We start from the raw sequence: 16,982 nt of genomic DNA, 5'->3' as shown, positions 1-16,982 counted from the left end.
CAGTACAAATATTGAGAAAAATGCTATTAAGTTTCAGACCGGATGTTTATGAAAAAATAAAATCTGGTGTGAAGATATTTGAACACAGGAGAAATTTTCCAGATGAACCTATAATGGCATATATGTATGTCAGTTCACCGGTGAAAGCAATCACCGGTGTTGTATACTTGGGTAAAAGGCATTGTCTATCTGACTGGATGGAAGATTATAAAGAAGATGGCAATGCTGTTACCAGAATAAAAGAATATATAGAAAAGTATCATTATAGGTATGCTATGGAAATAGAGAGATTTCAGGAAACATCACAGATATCATTAGATGACTTAAGAAAAAATGTTCCGGGATTTGTAGCACCTCAGATGTATATATATTTGGATGGTACAGAATTGTTGGAGTATATAGAGAGTAACTTGAAAATGGCGGATTTGCAGGTAAAACATTCGTTTGAAAGAATAGATGCTTGTCAGGTTTGTGTGCATTAACATTATGGCGAAATATCAAAAATAAACAATTTTATGTATAAATGTAATGCATCATGACAATTAAGGTAAGTAATGTATGGAATACGAATTTGAAGAATGGGTATTTAAAAGTTTGGATGAGATAACAGATAAAATCAATGACGGAACTCTTTTTTGCGAAGAGAATCAAAACATAATAAAAAAATTTTTATTTGAAGAGCAAGCTAAAATGCATGCTGAAAATAAAAAAAATAAAAAATGTATATGCCCTGATTGTGACAATAAAAGTATAAAAAGATCACATACTATACCGCGAAGAATGTCCTTAGATATAATTGCAGAAAGCAATAAAGTTATTACACCTATTTTTATTGAAAAATATCCGGTTAGTAAACAATTTGTAGGGGTTACAGAAATAGGAGTGGGTCAGGCCTCTACATTTCCAGGTTTTTGCGAGAAACATGAATTGATTTTTCAGTCATATGAGAAAAAAGGCGAATTTAGTAACGAAGATGATGTCATAAAGCAACTATATAGAAATGTTACATATAATGCTTTCCGATTGAAAAAAAGAATTAAATTGAATGAATGTTTAACGCAAAGATATAGGGAGGCGAGAAATCAGACGGCGTATAATTATTTAAAGACAAAAGAACCCAAAGAAATTCTTAAAAAGGTTACAATAACTGGGGATGATCAGCGTATAAAAAATATGATTTATTATAGAAAAAAATTAATACATTTTAAAAATAAACTGGAAAAGTATAGAATGAGTCTTTGGGAGATAATAAGTGGTAATGATGCAGATATTACGGCAGAATCTGTAATATTAGATTTGCTTTTTCCGGTAGGTATTTGTGGATGTACAGAAATAATGTTGAATGGCGAAGATTATATATGTTCTATAGATGTTGTGCCATTTGATAAAAAAACACTAGTTACAATAGGATTTTGTGGAGAAATAACACCTGAATTACATAAGATTGTAGAATCAAGATTGAGTCATCCATTAGCAATTCTGAATCTTATCGAAGCAACGATGATATATGGTACAGATAATTGGTATTTAAATCCTAAAGTATGGAATATGCTTGAAGATGAAAGAAAGCAAAGTTTATTATCAGAGATGCAGAATTTAGAAAAAAGTATTTTTGATGAGCTTCCATATTCAATATTTGATAATATTAGGAAATATATGATATCAGAGTTAAGTATTGAGAAAAAATATGTGGAACATGAATTAGAGAAGATGAAAATATAAGTATGGAAATGTTATGTGAATAAAATACATATGATATGTTTATTTGCAATGCACATTACTTACTTAAATTTCATGATAATAGTAGTTGATTTAATGATAAAAAGAAATACAAAGGATGAGTTCTATAAATAGTTTATTATATAATGTCTTAGAGGAGCATTTTGCAATTATAAAAAAATATGCGGTAGCAGCACTTGAAAATATACGCACAAAGTGTTATTTTTAATAAAAAAGATGTAGCTGCTAAAAAAAGCAGCAGAAAAGAGGTACGAAATGAATATAAGTAAACAATTGTTAGAAGCTGCTAATCTTAACCCAACAAAAAATAGTAGACAGGAATATATATTTACACTTTGTGAATATATAGAAAAGAATGAATTGACATTACCTTTGTATCAAAGAGACATTAGTTGGACATTGACTAAATGTGTTGAATTGCTAAATTATCAGCTTTTAAGTAAGTCTCCTATATCTGCAATATCAATTAATATTATCAATAATACAGGTAAAGAATATGCAGTACCTCAGGTTTCATTCATAGAAAGAGAATTACTTGCTGAACCAGTTAGGGGACAGATGTCAGTTGTAGATGGACAGCAAAGATTAACAACAAATTATAAAGCATATTGTAATCATCCAGATTTAAGAAGTGTTGTTTTAGATTTGGGGAAAGGTGAATTTGTTATAAATAACGAATCATGTCGTAAAAACCAAGTGCCAGTTGGTATTTTATTGAATAAAGATGATGGTAAATTAATTGAGTTTACTGAAGAAAATAAATCACTATCTTCACCAATGGTTGTTAATGCTTTATTGCAGATTAGGAATAAAATAAAAACCTATCAGTATACGATTAATTTTGCAACAGATCTTAAAGAAGATGAACAAATAAATTGGTTTGAAGTGTTAAATAATGCAGGTAGTCGTGTTAGTATAATTCAGATGAGATTTTCAAAATTAAAAGCACATGGTATTGATGTGTATACACAATATACCCATGTATATCGAAATAAAGTACATGAATATGGATATGATTTCTTTACACCACAGAAAACTAATGTTTCATATTCGATAGCTGCTTTAAATCCTGCATATGAATTACTGAATTCAGACAAACATTCTAACAATTTTGCACCAATTTCGTCAGATACTAAAGAGAATCAGCTTTGTAATCTTGCACCTGAAAAATTGCAAGAATGTTTCAATATAACTTTAAAGGCATTAGATAGGGCGTTGGAATTCATTGAAGACAACAATCTTAAAAAGTATAATCGCTCCGATTATGTGAACTATCTTATTGGTTATTTTGTATTTCATAAAGATGAATTATCAGATAAACAAAAAAGTTCGTTAATAGATTGGTATAATGAAGTGTCATTTACAAATAAATCTAATACAGCTAGGAGAAAAATATTTTCAGATTTGTTGAAATTGTAAGTGTTAACACGATTTGAGAAATGTGTATAGATGATACCCATATGATACCTAAATTTTTGAAAATATAAAATAATTGTGATAAAAGGCGAAATAATCGCCATTAAAAGCTCTAGAAATCAAGCCTTCACAGGGATAATAAGTTTCTCTGCGGGGAGTTTGAATAATGTACAAGAGCCAAGAAATGCTGAATTTACGGCATTTCTTGGCTCGTTTTTTGCCTAGTAACAATCAAATGACAATAATTTGGAAAAAGGGAATCTAGCGACAAAGTTCTATTAATAATTCGATTGAACAGCGTAGCTCATCTTCTGTAAACGTCCTACTAGGATCAGGGTGGTCTATTGCGTTACGTATGTAAGTCGATAATGATGAATAAGTAGTAGTATTATGAGATGATATTTTTCCATGCAATGCTTCAATAAATTGGTTTTGCTGAGTGATATAGGTATCACATTCCTTGACTGAACATGTGGATTTGCCTAGATATACGGCAACCTTTTGTTGTAAGTAACCATATAGTTCAATGTGGTAGTCGTTGGATAAAATACCAAAAGCCACATAATTCAACTCGGCAGAGGTGATGGATGGGAGAACTAAAGGAGCAGATATTTTTTTCATCTCTATGTTGTTAGCATTTTTTTTCATTAAAATAATGGATGTATTTTCTTTGGCTGCAAGAGCTGAATCCAATACATATTGTGAATGAGTAGCAATAAATAATTGTGAATTTTGCTTATTTTTTTCATCCGTGAACAGTTTTCGATAATATTCAAAAATCTTTGCTTGCCATTTCGGGTGCAAACTTATTTCTGGTTCGTCAATGAGAATGGTATTGCCCTTTATGCTTTGTTGATTACGTAATAAAAAAGCTCCTCTAAACACTATTTGTTTTTCACCTGAACTGAGAGAAGCAATATCTACTTCTTGTTCATATTTTTTGAAGATTACTTTTTTTGTGTTATTTTCCGTAATAATTTTGTGGAAATTTAAATTTCCAAATACTGTAGAAAATGCTTTTTTAAAACGATTGATTCGTACATTTTTTATTTCAGAAGGAGGAACAAGTCCATCGTGTTCATCTACCCAGTTTTGTAAATCAGTAGCATCATTAGTGTGGATATCTATAAACAACTGTTGGATTTCTGTTCCTAAATTGTCACCGCTTCGTAAGCTGTTTTCTATTTCTTGATCGATTTCCTGCGCTGTTATAGTCGATGCGGTTTGTGGGTTGTAGTTAATTTCTACTGTTGAAAAAATAGATTTGAATAATTTTTTTACATTTACGTTAGAAAACAAGTGTGAAGAGTCTATGCTTCTGGTTGAAACTATACCGTTCTCATCGGTAGTAAAATAATTAACTTTAATACGATTCCAGTAATTTGGTTGTGTGGTAAAATCTTGGGTTATTTCAAATTCTCCAGACGGAGAAATTAATGGATCTGTTGCGTTCATATTTGAAGTTATTTGGAAAAGTTCTTCATTTGACAACTGTATTGTAAATTCCCTTTTTTCTGAACTGACTATACCACCTGTTGGAAGTGTAGAAAACTCATATAGCAAATTTAATAATTGGGTCTTGCCGTTTCCATTTTCACCTGCGAGTATAATGGTATCCATAATTTCACCGTTTTCATTTGTAAAATCAAATGTGGTATTTCCGAAAAAATTATTATTTTCTAACTTTATCTTTTTTATTTTCATGGTTATCCTCCATCCATAATCTGAAAGTATAGTAGTCACTATTCCTTCTTTGTTTTCCTCTTTCTCTTCACATATGAGAAATCCGGAAATAAGTCTTTCAGCAGCTCAGCAGTTTCTCCAGCCTTTTCATCCTCATTCAGATTCTGAACCAGTAGTTGGTCGTCAGCGTCAAGATTTAACGAAACAGTATATTCCTTATCCGAATCTATCGGGTTCATCGGAAATTTTATCTCTTTGAGATAATATTCCGTTTCGGTTATTTTATCATCCGCCAGTTTGTCTCGCAGGAGTGCCCAATACTCAACCATCTTTTTGAAGTTATCTAGGTCTTTCTGCGGGCGGGGACCGGCACTTGGAAGTCGTTCTTCAAATTTGAAGCATACTTCGCCATCTTTGATTGTGGGGTGTAGTCCGTATGCCCATTCTATATCAAACAGAACATGGAGTGCACTGAAGATATTGGCAACATCCGGGTCTGATAATGCATAAAAACTGACACCTAGATTGTTAGCAATATTGAGTAAAGTCGTTTCGTCCGGATATCGGTTTCCAAGCTCGTAGTTTCGGATTGTGGATTCGTTTAGTCCGCATTTATCTGCCAATTCCTTTTGCGTCATTTCTGCCGCAATTCTGAAATTTCTAATTAAAAAGCCTACCCGGCTGGTGAATTTTTCGCCCATTTTAGCTGCTCCTTATAAGTGTAATGCGTGTTGTAGCATGCACGAAAACACGAGGTACAAATCATGTATTTACATAAATTATAGCATCAACAGTACAAAAATGAAATGTTTTTTGCTAAAAAGTATTGACGGTACAAAAATGAACTGTTAATATAAAACACATCAAAACCGTTCAAAAATGAACTGAATAGTAAAACGAAAGAAAGCTTCCTGTATACTTTAAATAGGTCAAGAGATTGACAAAAAAAATACCTCAAGTAAATATAGATTATTACTGACCGGCAAGTTGGTAAAATCTAAAGAATACAAGAGGTATCTAAAATGAATGTTAAAGGCACAAAGAAGAAAAATCAAGTAGTAACAGCAAATATTTTTGAACAGCAGGAGCTTTTGAAAAAAGCGGAGGTGATCAAGAAAAATCTCACAGCTTCAACCTGGCGTGAGTTGGAAACCAATGGTAAGTTCGATAAAAATGAAAAACTCTCCTTTATCAGTGATGACATGCTTATTTTAGGATGCGATGTAGGCAGCGAAACACACTATCTGAGGGCGATTGATACCAGAGGCAGAGAACTCAGTAAGTCCGCATTTCCGATCAGCAATGATTCAGAGGGATTTCAGAGTGCAAAGGAATGGGCAGTAAGAATAGCTGCTGACCATGACAAGAAACAGATAGTGCTTGGCTTAGAGCCGACCGGTCACTACGGGTTCTGCCTTGCCACATGGATGATCTCTAACGGAATCAGCGTTGTGCAGGTGAATCCATATGCTGTGAAGCAGACAAAAGAGGTTGAAGATAACAGCCAGCTAAAGGATGACACAAAGGATCCAAAACTGATTGCTAACCTTGTCAAGGATGGTAACTTCGGTATGTCGTACCTTCCGGAGAAGCTTTATGCGGAACTTCGCAGGTTATCCATGTTCAGAGACCAGCTGAATGAGGACAGAATCCGGGCAATCAACCGTATGCACAGGGAGATGAAGATTTATTTTCCAGAGTATAAGGATGCGTTTGGAAAGGTAGATGGCGCATTCAGTCTGGAGCTGCTGAAAGCTGCACCATTTCCGGATGATTTAAAAGCACTTGACGAAAACGGAATAAGACAGATCTGGCGCGAAGCTAAGCTTAGAGGAGGCGGCTATAGCAGGTCAGGAGAAATCTTAGGGTATGCAAGATTAAGTGTTGGTATCAGGGATGGAGCGGATGCAGCCAAAATAGCGGTACAGTGGTTTGTTAAGAAGATTATGGAACTGGATGAAGAGCTTGCTGTTATAGAGAATTTAATCAACCAGAAATGCCAGGAAATACCGCATGCCGGTAACATCTTGGAGATATCAGGAATCGGAGAAAACACGCTTTCCGGAATCCTTGCAGACATGGGAGACATTTCGAGATTTGATGATGTTAAGGAAATACAAAAATTAAGCGGATTAGGTCTTGTAGCATGTAGCTCAGGAAAGCATAAGGGAGAGACCAAAATCAGTCACAGAGGACGCAAACGACTCAGATACTGGTTATTCCAGGCGGCAAAGTCAGCAGTGGCTCATGCGGAGGAATTCAAAGAACTCCATGTGTACTACACGACACGCCCTGACAATCCGCTGAAAAAGATGCAGTCACTGATTGTGATAGCCTGCAAGCTTTTGAGGATCGTTTACACGATTCTGAAGAAGGGCACGGTCTATGATCCGAAGAAGATGCTGATGGACATCAGGCGGCCGGAAAAGAAGGAAGCGATTGCAGCATAAGACAATCGACAGTATTATTTATTCCAGAGCCTTGCCGGGTTGCGGATGATTCCGAAATCGGGCAGGGTTCTGGAAAGAACCCCGATAACGATGGAGTGCAACAAGCACTGCATCAGCACAATGACCAGCAGGTAACGAAACAGGGGAAGCGTCCACGGAATATCCGTACCCTGCGGAAAGGGCAGGTCAGTAAAATCAAAATATAAACAAGAGCTGTAGCCTGCAGTAGTTCACTCCGTAGGGCAATGACCCTGTTAGAAAGCTTAGCGGGCACTCGGTGTATGAGCAGGTGGGACGAAGGAAGTTGGTACACGATACCATTAGACACGGAAGGTTCACCAACATAGTTAACAGAGGATTTATAGCCTTTATAAAGCAAAACAAAGGGACGCTTTATAAACTGCACCCTCTTCTAACTATTCAGTACAAGATACAATGACTGTCATACACTTGTGGCTTTGTTTTATGAGGTAAATATTTAAAGAAAAGCCTGAAAAATCAGTGATTTAGGGCTTGACATTATAGGAAGGAGACATTTGCTTATGGATAACAAACGATTTTTAACAGCGCAAGATGTCATGGAAATGCTGGACGTATCACTATCCTATACCATAGTGTTGCAGAGATGCAGCAGGCATTTGAGGTTGCTTTCCCTATTTCTGGATATTAGAATATTTTTAATCAGATATAGATTAAGTGATAAATAGATGTTACCGATTTATATAGATATACTATTGTATGCGACTAAATGGAGGTACTTATGATAGATTATTTGTGTTATGTGAAGAAACAATATTCGAAAGAAAAAGATTATGAGAAGTTTTTGGTAGGCTTAACAATATTTATGTTAATCGGTTATCTGATTACGGGTGATAATTTAAATCTGTTATTTATATTCGGCGGCTTGTCTATTATGTATATATTTGGAATTCCATTTATAACTTATAGAAGAGAGCGAAAACAGGGAATAGTTGAAAAGAAAAAGGAATATATAAAGAAAGAATTTTTAGCAGAAGAATTTGAATGTATTGATAAAGTCTTGAGTGAAGTAGAGAAGTATGATAATGCAAATAAGGTGGGAGCTTTTATTGAAACAGGGAAAAAAATTACTGAAAATGAATTGAAAGAAAATTTAGAAAAACATGAGGCACAATTTGAAAATGCAATGAAGGTAATAGATAATTTTTATTTTAAGAACAGTTTTAATAAAAATGATGGATTTTTGTATCATAATTTGAAAAAAGCTGATTTTATAAAAAGAAAAGCATATATAGAAAAAAGAATTGATGCCATAAATAATCCAGCAATTAATAGTGCTAGAATAATTGGAAAAGAGTGGATGCAGCTTATTATATCTGTATTTGGGGGTTATATATTAGGAAAAATCGATATAACTTTAGCAGATGGACAGTTTTTTTCGATAATAGAACTTATTTTTATGTCTTTAATATGTATCGTATTTATGATTATGAGTAATGTTCTTTCGAAACAAAGCTTGAAAAATGAAGCTATATCATATTACAGTATAGTAGATATTTTAGTATATGAAAAAAATATTTTGAACGAGCTGATAATGTCTTGGAATATTTGCTGACAAGATGAAAAAGCAGTGTTATAATACTCATACAAGGTCAAATTCTCCATATCCAAAGGCAATCCCCTTTATCCTCAAGGGGAAAAAATCTTTAGCCTAGGGAATGAATAAAATAACGAGAAAATAAAGACCTTGTAGAGCGTGATATGCTACCCGCATATAGGACAATGAAATATAAAAGTCCTATATGGGGGTATTTTCATGTCCAGAAAAAGCAAAATAGATCCAATAATAAAGGTAAAAATAGTTGAGCAATATCTTGCTGGAGAGATTGGATTAAATCAGGCAAGTAAAAAACTTGGAGTTGCTTGCCAGAGTATTAGAAAATGGATTTCTATATACCGATGCAATGAACCGGCAGGTTTACTTAATCAACCTAAAAACAAAAGAGCTTGTGAATTTTAGAAGTGAGCAGAAAGAAAAGATGCAGCATATTGAGGACAAGCAGAAGGAGATATATATAGAAAACTCTAGCTGGAAACGCAGTATTAAGAATGAAGAGCAGTACCGGGAATATCAGATATGGCATGTGGAAGCGCAGGAAACACTTGATAAGCTGAAGCAGAAAAAAGGGAGATATCGACGATGCAATGCGAGCTATTGAAAAGAAAAATACAACTCTTAAAAATGTGCTTCCAAAGAATTATGCAAGTCCAGATTTGGATAAGCGAGTATTAGGAGAGGTTGTGGATCTTTTCACCAATATGGATATGGGCGATACAGAAGAAAGCAAAGAGCTTCTTGGCAGAACATACGAGTATTGTATTCAGCAGTTTGCAGCATACGAGGGTGTTAAAGGCGGCGAGTTCTATACTCCTGCAAGTATCGTTAAAACAATCGTTGCTATTTTGAAATCATTCAAAAACTGTCGTGTATATGAAATGAAGACTATTGTGTTTGTTGCAAAAGTAAAATACAGAAAATTGCAGCCTGAATTTGTAGCTATTTGCAGAATCAACGGATGGAGTAAATGTAGGTACTAATTTGCTACATCCGTTGATTTCACAGGGGTTTGGGGGAGTAGCCCCCAAGGTCTTTTTGCAATTACCTACATACACAATATTTTGCAATTACCTACATTTTTGCTTTGCAAAAAACACCTCGGAAAAGCAAAAGGATAAAGTGGATAAATGCAAGATTATCTGATATAGTAGATATAGTAAAAGAAACATTAAAATCAATATATTACGGTAGAAAGTTTTTAATTTGTATTTTGTGAATGGCTTTTACAATGAAAATTTCCAAAATCTATCAAAGTAAAAGGAGAAGCAGGGGAAAGAAATGATACTAAGTGCAAGCAGAAGAACGGATATTCCGAATTACTATTCGGAATGGTTTTTCAACCGCATAAAAGAAGGTTTTTTATATGTACGTAATCCGATGAACGCACATCAGATAAGCAGGATACAGATAACTCCAGAGGTTGTGGACTGCATTGTGTTCTGGACAAAAAATCCTGTACCAATGTTGCAGAGGTTGGATGAGATAAAAGCGTATCAGTATTATTTTCAATTCACATTGACCGGCTATGGAAATGATGTGGAGGTTCATTTACCGGATAAGAAAACAGGAATGATTCCGATATTTCAGAAGTTGTCGGATAAAATAGGCAGGCAGAGGGTGATTTGGCGGTATGACCCGATTTTCTTTTCGGACAGGTACACGAGGGAATATCATTTGAAAGCGTTTCGGCAGATTGCAGAAGCATTAAATGGTTACACCGAAAAATGTGTGATTAGTTTTGCAGACATTTATCCTAAGAATAAGAAAAATATGGAGAAGCTGTCAAGTTATCGGTTAAATGACTGCGGGCTGAAAGAATTTGTAAAAGAACTAAGCCGGATAGCGACTGACAATCATATCCGGCTTGGAAGCTGTGCGGAAAAGATAGATTTAGATGAATGTGGCATCGCTCACAATTCCTGCATCGACAGGGCATTGATTGAAGAAATGATTGGCTGTAAATTAAATGTCGTGAAGGATAAAAGTCAGCGGTTGGAGTGTGGCTGTGTTGAAAGCATTGACATAGGGACGTATGATACATGCAAAAATGGGTGTGTATATTGTTATGCAAATAGCAGTTTAAAGAGTGTGGAAACAAACACCGCCCAATACAATCCGTTTTCACCGCTTTTGTGTGGAGCGGTTGGAAAAGAGGACAAAATTACGGACAGGAAAGTGACGTCACTAAAGAAGAGGCAGCTTAGTATTTTTGATATGTAAAGGAGGGGAATCAATGATACCAACAAGAGAAAAAGCCATGGAATTAATCCGTGACGGTTTGGCATGTAATCCGGGACCATGGGGACGGCATTGCATAACTGCGGCACACTGCGCAGAAAAAATTGCACATGCTTGTGGTGATATGGATTCTGAGAAAGCGTACATATTAGGATTACTGCATGACATAGGCAGAAAATTTGGCGTGCGGCATCTGGGGCATGTTTCGGATGGATATACTTATATGAAGCAGTTAGGATATGATGAAGTGGCAAAAATTTGTCTGACACATTCTTTTAACAATCATACGATTGATGATTATATTGGAAAATTTGATGCTTCCGATGAGGAGTTACGGCTCATAAAGACCGAGTTGGACAAGGCGGTATACGATGAATACGACCGCCTGATTCAGTTGTGTGACAGTCTGGCAGGAGCGGGCGGTGTTCTTGATGTGGAAGACAGAATGAAAGATGTAAAGAAAAGGTACGGATTTTACCCACAGGCGAAGTGGGATACGAATATCCGGTTGATGCAGCATTTTGAAAAGAAAATGAATCAGAATATTTATATTGTGTGCGAGAAAGATACATTTGTGCCGGAGGACATTTAATGGATATTTTATTTAAAAAGGAAGATTTTGTATTTTCATACAGAGTTGGCGGGATTTTAATTCGGAACGGAAAAATTTTGTTACAGCGTCCGAAAAATGACGATTATGCGATTATCGGCGGGCATGTTGCCGCCATGGAAACCAGCATGGAAACGCCGAAACGCGAATTTGAAGAAGAATTGCATGCAAAAATAGAGATTGACAATTTACTGGCAATCGGTGAAATTTATTTTCCGTGGGGAAAGAAGCCGTGTCATCAAATCTGCCTGTATTATCGGGTTCATCTGACGGAGGACAGTATCTCATTGGACGGTGTTTTCCATGGATATGATGAGCTGGATAATGAAAGAATGGATTTGGATTTCTGCTGGCTTTCTTTAGAGGAATTAAAAAACGGTATAAAGATTTATCCACAGGAGCTGATACCGTACATTTTAAAACCGGAAAAAGAAATTGTACATTTTATTTCGAGGCAGATTTAAAATAAGCGAAAGACGGTAAAGGAGAGGGGAACATGAAAGAAAAATATGAAATGTATGGAACAGATAAAACACAGCTTGAAGCGGAGCATTTGAAAAAACATAATAAGTATAGCGTAAAATTGTAGAATTTTGTAATCTGCGGTGAGAAAGTCCTAAAATAGCAATAGCCATTTTATATGGATTGTGATAAAATAATACAAACCAACCACAAAAACGAGGACAACCATGAAAGAACAAAGTGAAGAAAATACAAAAAAAGAAGTTATTGAAAAGAAAACCATCCGTATATTCAGAGGACATCTGTTTATAAAGCTGGTAATTATATTACTGCTGGTGCTGGCGGTGATTGCCGGTATTGCAGGGCTTAGAAAGGGCGGTGGACAGCCGGCAGAGTCGGAGAGCAAGACAACAAGGATTGGCTTTGAAAATATTGGGCAGATGGTCACGCAGGCGGCTTACTGTACGGAGATGAATGTCACAAAGGATTCGCGTAAGCTGTTTGGAATGACGATTCCGTTTACACAGAGCGAATACATTTACAGCTATGATGTAGAAGTGAGAGCGGGACTGGATTTTAGTCAAATTGAATGGAGCGTTGACGAAGATAACAGCACGATTCAGGTTCGTCTGCCGCAGGTGCAGATTTTAAGCAGTGAAATTAATACGGATACCTTTAAGGTGTATCATGAGGAAGAAAGCATTTTCACACCAATCAAACTGGCGGATAATAACGATGCCCTGAAAACGCTGATTGAAAATGCAAAGCAGGATGCGGTTGCAAACGGTCTGCTTGAAAATGCGGAGAGCAACGCGGAAACGATTCTCAGGGGATTTTTTGCAAATGTCTATGATTTACAGAAATATAAGATTGAATTTATCAGACAAGAGGCAGAAAAATGACCATTATCATCGGACTGATTTTTGCACATAAAATTATCGGTCTCAGTATCGGAATGTTGATTGCGGATTTGGGAGTCGGCAGAGTGATTGCGGTATTTTAGCATTTATTTTATGAGAAAATGGAGGCAGTGCGCATTTGAAAGAATTAGAAAACGGAAAGAAAAAACTGCTGATTACAGGAATGATTCTTATTATAATCGCGATATGTACGGCAGGCATTTTTGCTTACGGCAGTCATAAAAACAATCAGAAAGCGGCGGCAAAAGTACAGGAAGAAAGTGTACAGCGCGCATCACAGGAACAGTCCCTTGCGGCACAAAAAGAGCAGGAACAGGAAGCCCGGAGTATTGCCGAGGCAGAATTGCAGAAGGCACTTTCCGAGGCACAGAGCCGTGATGAATCCATAGCCGCATCCGAAGCAGAATCAAGGGAGCAGGCACAAAAAGAAGCAGAGGAAGCTTCGATTGCACAGGAAAAAGCCGAGCAGGAAGCCCGTGAAGAACAGGAAAGACAGGCACAGGGCGCAGGACTGGCAGAACGGCTTGCAGGCTATGAAACAGTGAGCCGCCCGGCAGGGTCAACCGGAGATATTATCTGTATTGACCCCGGACATCAAAGCCGCGGCAACAACGGAAAAGAGCCGGAAGGGCCGGGTTCACAGACGATGAAGACTAAAGTGGCAGGCGGAACGGGCGGTGTGGTATCGGGTGTGCCGGAATATCAGCTGACCCTGACAATCGGCATGATGTTAAAGACCGAACTACAAAACAGAGGATACACCGTGGTGATGACAAGGGAGTCCAACGATGTTGACATTTCCAATAAAGAGCGCGCAGATATTGCAACGGCGGCGGGAGCAACGGCAACAATCAGGATTCACGCAGACGGTGTGGACAGTGCTTCCGCTTCCGGGGCTTCGGTACTGGTGCCAGATTCGTCAAATCCGTATATACCGGAACTGGCAGGCAGTTCCAGTCAGTTAGGAAGCTGTATTATCAATTCGTATTGTGCGGCAACCGGAATGAAAAACCGCGGGGTAGTCGGAAGTGACAATATGACAGGTATCAACTGGAGTACCAATCCGGTTGCCCTGCTGGAACTCGGATTTATGACCAATCCGACAGATGATGCGAATATGCAGGACGATACCTATCAGCAGTTAATGGTGCACGGCATTGCAGATGGTATTGATGCGTATTTTGGAAGATAATGGAGATTAATGTGAAAAATCACACTGATGTCTGATTTTTCACACAGATATTTGTTAAAAAAAACAAATATTCCTCATGTCAGATGAGAAATCGCCTGCGCGAATTTCTCATCGCCACTTCGCAACAAGTCGCTCAGAAATGGAGAGTATCATGCACAAGGTTCAGGCGAAAGCCATTCTTTCGGCAAAAAACGGAATGAACATTTACCGGGGCTGTCAGCACGGCTGTATTTACTGCGATGCAAGAAGCACCTGCTATCAGATGAATCATGTATTTGAGGATATTGAGGTCAAGGAAAACGCGCCGCAGTTATTAGAAGCAGCATTAAAAAGAAAACGGAAAAAATGTATGATTGGTACCGGGGCAATGAGTGACCCGTATATGCCGCTGGAAATGGAATTAAACCTGACAAGGCAGTGCGCAGAGCTGATTGAACGGTATGGATTCGGGTTGACCGTACTGACAAAGTCCGATAATGTACTGCGGGATTTGGATTTATTTTGCAGAATCAATGCAAAGACAAAGTGTGTCATACAGATGACACTGACGACTATGGACGATGTACTCAGCCGGAAAATAGAACCGGGTGTCTGCACAACCGCGCGGCGGATAGAGGTCTTAAACATTTTAAAGGAGGAAGGTATTCCGACCGTGGTATGGCTGACACCGTTACTGCCGTTTATTAATGATGCCGAAGAAAATATTTTCGGCATTTTAGAAGCCTGTCAAAAGGCATCGGTACGCGGCATTATGACATTTCATTCATTTGGAGTAACGTTAAGGGACGGCGACCGGCAGTATTTTTACAGCCAGCTCGATAAAAAATTTCCGGGGCTTCGCAGACAGTATATTGAAGCGTATGGAAATGCCTATGAACTGCCGATTCCGCGTGACAGGGAGATTTTTCCGGTATTCAGGGAAAAATGTGAAGCGGCGGGCATTGAATGGCGGACGAATCAGATATTTGAGTATCTGAACACCTTTGAAGAAAAGGGCTGCGGGCAGCAGATGACGTTGGCAGATTTTATGTGATAATTATTTTTTGCGATGGCAGGGAAAGTTTTGACATTATTTTTTACAGAAACAGAACAGGCGGGCATATCCGGAAGAATTATACTTCCCGGCATACCCGCCTGATTTTATATTTTTTTATTCTGATTTTTCCGTATCAGCATCTTCTTTATCAACAACCTTAATAATATTCTTTTTCCACATAATCCGTGAAGAAATAATGGCAACCGGGAGCATGAATAAAATCAGGAAGCCGACCATGCCAAACAGGGAAGAACCGGTTGTGATACGTACAACGAGGGCAAGCACCGTAATAATGACAATAACAGGAACAACGCCCATAACACCGTTTTTTACAACCTTTTTACCAGAGCTGGTGCTGGCAAAAAGACCGAGGGTCAGCGAACCAAACAGCGCCGGTATCAGATAGTTGGAAGCTGTTTTTACGGCAGGCAGTTCAAAGACCGGGCTGATCCATGCGCTAAGCAGTGCGGCAAGCGCAAGAATGATAATCGTCATAATCGAACATACCGCAACAGCAACCGAAGAAATGGCTTCGCCCTCCGGGGTATTCGGTTCTTTTTTGGTAAGCTTCATGGCATTGACGGCACATGGCAGCTTCAGGTTCATAATATTTCCTGTGATAAATGTCAGATAAGAAGAAGCGCCGAGAATCGGTGTGTAGCTGATTGCTTCCGAAAATCCGACCGGAATATAAACCATTAAAATACTGATAGTGCTAAGGTTAATGACTTCACCAATGGAAGGCAGACTGTCATAAAAGGTGAGCACAACAAACGGAATGGCAATCATGTACAACAGGGCAATCAGTGTGCCGATGCGTCCCCATTTGTGCGCCCATGCCTGAAAGGAGTCTGTAATTACAATTTTATTTGAACCTTTTTTCTTCATAAGATATCTCCAATCTGCAAAAATGCTATAAAAACAACTTACACCACAATACGGATGAAATCATGCCGCCAATCATGGAAAATGCCATGATAAAATCATTGAGCCATGCAAGCTTCGGGTTCTTAGAAAGAAGCCCCAGCCCTACGGCAATGACAAGACCGGTCAGCATAACAGCCGCCTGAACGGTGTCGCCGATTAATAAAACCGGAATGTAGACGGCAAAAAGACACAGCATGAAACAGCCGCTTAAAACGTACTTCCAGCCGTTTCCATTTTCTTCGGATTTGCTGACACTCATGGAAAGCTTTTTGCCAAGCGGTAGTAAAATGAAAAAACCGCTTAACATGCCGATACTCATAAGAATCATAACAACACCGAACTGCTGTCCGGTTGCACCCTCCAGCATTTCCGCACTGCTTGAAAATCCGATAGCGGAAGCTACGGAGCTTGAAATCAGCGACTCATAGGAAAGTGAGCCGATAACGGAAAGGCGCCACCAGCTCCAGACTGTTCCGAGTACCGAAATCAGTGCAAACAGCCCGACAACGATAGACAGGCTTGGAACAATGGAAAAGACCAGACTGGATTTGATGACATTTTTTAAATCCTCTTTGGAAATGCCCAGTTCCAGACAGTGTGTGTATGCTTTTTTTAAATAGACCAGTGAAAATCCTACAATGTAGAGCAGTCCGATTATAACCATGGCAAGGAGCAGCGGACTGGTAATAATATCTTTCATGGTAGCCATAA

The 16,982-nt window shown here is 37.9% G+C and carries 18 protein-coding genes; 14 read left to right on the top strand and 4 right to left on the bottom strand.

Annotated features, from left to right (window positions below):
* The first annotated feature begins 11 nt into the window (after positions 1-11).
* The 3 genes from WMO37_RS04910 (at position 12) to WMO37_RS04900 (ending at position 3,159) form a co-directional block, all read left to right on the top strand.
* On the top strand, positions 12-482 hold the full coding sequence (locus tag WMO37_RS04910) for a hypothetical protein (protein ID WP_349154425.1): 471 nt from the start codon (positions 12-14) through the stop codon (positions 480-482).
* Between the two features lie 76 nt (positions 483-558).
* On the top strand, positions 559-1,722 hold the full coding sequence (locus tag WMO37_RS04905; protein ID WP_349154424.1) for a hypothetical protein: 1,164 nt from the start codon (positions 559-561) through the stop codon (positions 1,720-1,722).
* A 273-nt stretch (positions 1,723-1,995) separates the two neighbouring features.
* Positions 1,996-3,159, top strand: a complete 1,164-nt coding sequence (locus tag WMO37_RS04900; RefSeq protein WP_349154423.1) for a GmrSD restriction endonuclease domain-containing protein — start codon at positions 1,996-1,998, stop codon at positions 3,157-3,159.
* A gap of 258 nt (positions 3,160-3,417) precedes the next feature.
* Here the strand turns inward: WMO37_RS04900 and WMO37_RS04895 are convergent, their stop codons facing one another.
* Both WMO37_RS04895 and WMO37_RS04890 read right to left on the bottom strand, forming a co-directional pair.
* Positions 3,418-4,860 (bottom strand): AAA family ATPase, encoded by a 1,443-nt coding sequence (locus WMO37_RS04895; protein ID WP_349154422.1) that lies wholly within the window; start codon positions 4,858-4,860, stop codon positions 3,418-3,420.
* A gap of 38 nt (positions 4,861-4,898) precedes the next feature.
* A complete protein-coding gene (locus WMO37_RS04890; RefSeq protein ID WP_349154421.1) occupies positions 4,899-5,540 on the bottom strand; it encodes a helix-turn-helix domain-containing protein in 642 nt (213 codons plus the stop codon).
* Between the two features lie 321 nt (positions 5,541-5,861).
* Between WMO37_RS04890 and WMO37_RS04885 the strand changes: the two genes are divergently transcribed.
* The 11 genes from WMO37_RS04885 to WMO37_RS04840 all read left to right on the top strand — a co-directional run bounded on the left by WMO37_RS04885 (position 5,862) and on the right by WMO37_RS04840 (position 15,341).
* Positions 5,862-7,289 (top strand): IS110 family RNA-guided transposase, encoded by a 1,428-nt coding sequence (locus WMO37_RS04885; RefSeq protein WP_349154420.1) that lies wholly within the window; start codon positions 5,862-5,864, stop codon positions 7,287-7,289.
* 760 nt (positions 7,290-8,049) lie between these two features.
* Positions 8,050-8,883: a hypothetical protein gene (locus WMO37_RS04880; protein ID WP_349154419.1), complete on the top strand. Its 834-nt coding sequence runs from the start codon at positions 8,050-8,052 to the stop codon at positions 8,881-8,883.
* A 201-nt stretch (positions 8,884-9,084) separates the two neighbouring features.
* Positions 9,085-9,288 carry a helix-turn-helix domain-containing protein gene (locus WMO37_RS04875; protein WP_349154418.1) on the top strand — a complete coding sequence of 68 codons (204 nt, stop codon included), beginning with the start codon at positions 9,085-9,087 and terminating at the stop codon, positions 9,286-9,288.
* A gap of 19 nt (positions 9,289-9,307) precedes the next feature.
* On the top strand, positions 9,308-9,487 hold the full coding sequence (locus WMO37_RS14915) for a hypothetical protein (protein WP_436970256.1): 180 nt from the start codon (positions 9,308-9,310) through the stop codon (positions 9,485-9,487).
* The gene (locus WMO37_RS14910; RefSeq protein WP_436970255.1) at positions 9,474-9,866 is read left to right on the top strand and encodes an N-6 DNA methylase; all 393 of its coding nucleotides are present in this window, start codon (positions 9,474-9,476) and stop codon (positions 9,864-9,866) included. The genes WMO37_RS14915 and WMO37_RS14910 overlap by 14 nt, the downstream gene beginning before the upstream one ends.
* 298 nt (positions 9,867-10,164) lie before the next feature.
* Positions 10,165-11,106, top strand: coding sequence for a DUF1848 domain-containing protein (locus WMO37_RS04865; protein WP_349154417.1), 942 nt, complete (start codon positions 10,165-10,167; stop codon positions 11,104-11,106).
* Positions 11,107-11,119: 13 nt separating this feature from the next.
* Positions 11,120-11,716: an HD domain-containing protein gene (locus tag WMO37_RS04860; protein ID WP_349154416.1), complete on the top strand. Its 597-nt coding sequence runs from the start codon at positions 11,120-11,122 to the stop codon at positions 11,714-11,716.
* A complete protein-coding gene (locus tag WMO37_RS04855) occupies positions 11,716-12,198 on the top strand; it encodes an NUDIX hydrolase (RefSeq protein WP_349154415.1) in 483 nt (160 codons plus the stop codon). The genes WMO37_RS04860 and WMO37_RS04855 overlap by 1 nt, the downstream gene beginning before the upstream one ends.
* A gap of 225 nt (positions 12,199-12,423) precedes the next feature.
* The gene (locus tag WMO37_RS04850) at positions 12,424-13,098 is read left to right on the top strand and encodes a DUF4230 domain-containing protein (RefSeq protein ID WP_349154414.1); all 675 of its coding nucleotides are present in this window, start codon (positions 12,424-12,426) and stop codon (positions 13,096-13,098) included.
* A gap of 136 nt (positions 13,099-13,234) precedes the next feature.
* Positions 13,235-14,308: an N-acetylmuramoyl-L-alanine amidase gene (locus WMO37_RS04845; RefSeq protein WP_349154413.1), complete on the top strand. Its 1,074-nt coding sequence runs from the start codon at positions 13,235-13,237 to the stop codon at positions 14,306-14,308.
* Between the two features lie 151 nt (positions 14,309-14,459).
* On the top strand, positions 14,460-15,341 hold the full coding sequence (locus WMO37_RS04840) for an SPL family radical SAM protein (protein WP_349154412.1): 882 nt from the start codon (positions 14,460-14,462) through the stop codon (positions 15,339-15,341).
* 117 nt (positions 15,342-15,458) lie between these two features.
* Here the strand turns inward: WMO37_RS04840 and WMO37_RS04835 are convergent, their stop codons facing one another.
* The gene (locus WMO37_RS04835) at positions 15,459-16,232 is read right to left on the bottom strand and encodes a hypothetical protein (RefSeq protein ID WP_349154411.1); all 774 of its coding nucleotides are present in this window, start codon (positions 16,230-16,232) and stop codon (positions 15,459-15,461) included.
* A 25-nt stretch (positions 16,233-16,257) separates the two neighbouring features.
* Positions 16,258-16,980, bottom strand: a complete 723-nt coding sequence (locus WMO37_RS04830) for a DUF5058 family protein (RefSeq protein WP_349154410.1) — start codon at positions 16,978-16,980, stop codon at positions 16,258-16,260.
* Positions 16,981-16,982 lie beyond the last annotated feature (2 nt).

It is taken from the genome of Lachnospira intestinalis (assembly GCF_040095895.1).
Taxonomy (GTDB): domain Bacteria; phylum Bacillota; class Clostridia; order Lachnospirales; family Lachnospiraceae; genus Lachnospira; species Lachnospira intestinalis.
The sequence above is the reverse complement of the archived record's forward strand: the minus strand, read 5'-3'. Positions and strand labels throughout refer to the sequence as shown.